Source organism: Vibrio genomosp. F10 str. 9ZD137 (genome assembly GCF_049974785.1).
Classification (GTDB): domain Bacteria; phylum Pseudomonadota; class Gammaproteobacteria; order Enterobacterales; family Vibrionaceae; genus Vibrio.
This window is the reverse complement of sequence record NZ_JBNGCJ010000504.1, coordinates 1-3,307: the sequence shown is the minus strand read 5'-3', so window position 1 is coordinate 3,307 and position 3,307 is coordinate 1. Positions and strand designations below refer to the sequence as shown.

General features: G+C 43.6%; 3 protein-coding genes. 2 read left to right on the top strand and 1 reads right to left on the bottom strand.

The annotated features are described in order from the left end of the window. Nucleotides 1-990, top strand: a 990-nt coding sequence (locus tag ACP45E_RS12265) for a sensor histidine kinase (RefSeq protein WP_241824307.1), incomplete at its 5' end; no start/stop codon positions are given. A 153-nt stretch (nt 991-1,143) separates the two neighbouring features. Further along, nucleotides 1,144-2,739 carry an ABC-F family ATPase gene (locus tag ACP45E_RS12260; RefSeq protein ID WP_026026714.1) on the top strand — a complete coding sequence of 532 codons (1,596 nt, stop codon included), beginning with the start codon at nt 1,144-1,146 and terminating at the stop codon, nt 2,737-2,739. 132 nt (nt 2,740-2,871) lie between these two features. On the opposite strand, the gene ACP45E_RS12255 is transcribed toward ACP45E_RS12260, so the two are convergent. Further along, nucleotides 2,872-3,307: methyl-accepting chemotaxis protein (locus ACP45E_RS12255; RefSeq protein ID WP_241824306.1), on the bottom strand; the 436-nt coding region annotated here is incomplete at its 5' end.

Sequence of the window (3,307 nt, the reverse complement as noted above, 5' to 3'; positions counted from 1 at the left end):
CCGATTGAACGCATTCATAGAGTAGTCAAGCTCATTCAACTGGGAAAAGACAAAAGGATAGGAGAGCTAGGCCTTGATGAGCAGCATGAGTTAGCTCAACTTGCTCGGCAGTTCGATAATATGCTCGATTCTCTTCAACAGCGAAAGATAGAAATAGAACAGGCCGCATTGCAACTGGAAGTTAAAGTCAAAACTCGAACCGCAAGCTTGGAAGAGAAAACCGCTCAATTGGAGCACCACATCACGTTGCTCAATCAAACAAGAGACAAACTCATCATTAACGAAAAGCTGGCCGCATTAGGCGAGCTAACCGCGGGCATTGCTCATGAAATAAACAACCCAACCGCCGTAATTCTTGGCAATGCGGAGCTGATCAAAATAGAACTTGGTGATGATGCAAAAAAAATCGAAGAAGAAATTGATTCTATTTTGGAGCAAATTGATCGAATACGAAACATTACCCGCAGCCTTCTACAGTACAGCAGACAGGGTGGCATACAAGATGAAATCAATTGGGAACGCGTCAATCCGATCATAGAAGAAAGTATGACCCTTGTTAAAACTGGCGCGAACAAACGAGGCATTACCTTTATCGCTGATTTGCATGCCCGAACCTCCGTCGAAGTTAATCGCCATCAGTTCCTTCAGGTGTTAGTTAACCTTCAGATGAATGGAATTTATTCAATGAACGGGCAGGGGACGCTTACTATTTCCAGTCACGATTGGTATGAAAATGAGGTTCTCAAAGGCGCTGTCATTCGAGTTGCTGATGAAGGGTGTGGTATTAGCCCTGAGCATTTGAAACGCATCTTTGACCCTTTTTATACGACCAAGCGTGATGGCACGGGACTGGGGCTATCAGTATCGCAAAGTATCGTCAGCCAATCCGGTGGGCAAATAAAAGTAGAGTCGGCATTGGGGAAAGGCAGCGTATTTAGTGTTTATTTACCCAAGAAAGATGACAATACGCATTCAGTATTACTCACTTAGTGTATCAGTCAGTAAATAAAGGACAAAGTTGAAATTTATCCAGGTTTGCGGTGTAATTTATGTGATCTAAAGCAAACAAGACTTGAAGTTCTTGCTACGAACAAGTAACGTTGCGCCGTTTGTATGTCATCCATTAAATTGAAGGTAACCGCATTGATCTCCACAGCGAACATCACCCAGCAGTTTGGCGCTAAGCCACTTTTTGAAAATATTTCTGTCAAATTTGGCGAAGGCAATCGCTATGGTTTAATCGGTGCGAATGGTTGCGGTAAATCAACGTTCATGAAAATCCTCAGCGGTGAATTAGAGCCTACTGGTGGAAACGTCAGTTACGATCCGAATGAACGTGTCGCTAAACTAAACCAAGACCAGTTTGCTTATGAAGAGTTCACTGTGATTGATACCGTCATTATGGGTTACAAAGAGCTTTGGGAAGTTAAGCTAGAACGTGACCGTATTTACTCACTGCCGGAAATGAGTGAAGAAGACGGCATGAAAGTTGCGGATCTAGAAGTCCAGTTTGCTGAAATGGACGGTTACATGGCCGAAGCCAAAGCAGGCGAACTTCTCCTAGCCGTTGGTATTGAAGAGTCGTTGCATTTCGGACTGATGAGTGCGGTGGCTCCTGGTTGGAAACTTCGTGTCCTACTCGCACAAGTTCTGTTTGCAGACCCGCATATCATGTTGCTTGATGAACCCACCAACAACTTGGATATGGATACCATTGCTTGGCTTGAAGAAACATTGAATCAGCGTAATTGTACGATGATCATTATTTCCCATGACCGTCACTTCCTAAACTCTGTATGTACCCATATGGCCGATCTGGATTATGGTGAATTACGCTTGTTCCCTGGCACCTACGACGAATACATGACAGCAGCAACACAAGCGCGTGAACGTCTATTGACCGATAACGCGAAGAAAAAAGCCCAAATTGCTGAGCTACAAACGTTCGTATCGCGTTTCTCTGCAAATGCATCTAAAGCGAAGCAAGCAACATCACGAGCTAAGCAAATCGATAAGATTCAATTAGAAGAAGTCAAAGCTTCTAGCCGTCAAAGTCCATTCATTCGCTTCGAGCAATCAAAAGAATTGTTCCGTAATGCGCTAGTAGTGGAAAATCTATCACAAGGCTTTGAAGAAGACTTATACAGTAAGTTCGATGCGATCTTTGAAGTTGGTGAACGTGTTGCCATTATTGGTGAGAATGGTGTTGGTAAAACCACACTGCTTAACACGCTAGCTGGTGCCTTAGAAGCGCGTACCGGTGAGTACAAATGGTCTGAAAACTCTAACATTGGTTACTATGCCCAAGATCATGCTCATGATTTCGAAAATGATATGAATCTGTTTGATTGGATGAGCCAATGGCGTCAAGAAGGCGAAGACGAGCAAGTTGTCCGTGGTTTCCTTGGTCGTATGCTATTTGGTCAGGATGATATTAAGAAGTCGGTCAAAGTAATTTCTGGTGGTGAGCAAGGTCGTATGCTGCTTGGTAAGATCATGATGCACAAACCTAACATTCTGTTGATGGATGAGCCAACCAACCACATGGATATGGAATCTATCGAGGCGTTAAACCTAGCGCTTGAGAACTACAAAGGAACCCTGTTCTTTGTTTCTCACGACCGAGTATTCGTTGACTCTCTTGCAACCCGTATTCTTGAAATCAAAGATAATATGATTCATGATTTCCGCGGTACCTATGCAGAGCTTCTTAAGGCCCGAGCTGCTGAAAGCAAATAATCGTTACGTTCCCCATTAACGAAAGCCCATCATCAAAGATGGGCTTTTCTATTTCATAATGGCATTTCATATTGGTCGGTATACACATTAATCGATAGTATTCCAATGTTCCTTAAGCATTTAAGTTCGCCTTCAGTATTTAAATTCGCCAACAATACGCTCCAGTTTTTCCCCCACCTGATTAACCTGAACACTGCACTCTGCTGATTCTGAAATCGTGGTGTACGTGCTACCTGCCAAGTCAGCAATTTGCGTAATATTACGGTCTATATCTGACGACACCATCGACTGCTCCTCGGATGCTGTCGCTATTTGAGTGTTCATATCAAACATCTCGCTGATCTGCTCGGTAATCAAGCCAATTGCGGAGACCGCTTGTGCCGTTTTATCATTGGTTATATGTGCCTGTTCCAAGCTATTTTGCATTAAATCAATCGTTCCTTTTACACCTGCTGTTAACCCATTTATTGTTGACTCAATTTGCTGGGTAGAGTTGTTGGTCATTAATGACAATTGGCGCACTTCGTCAGCAACCACTGCAAAGCCACGACCATTCTCGCCCGCACGC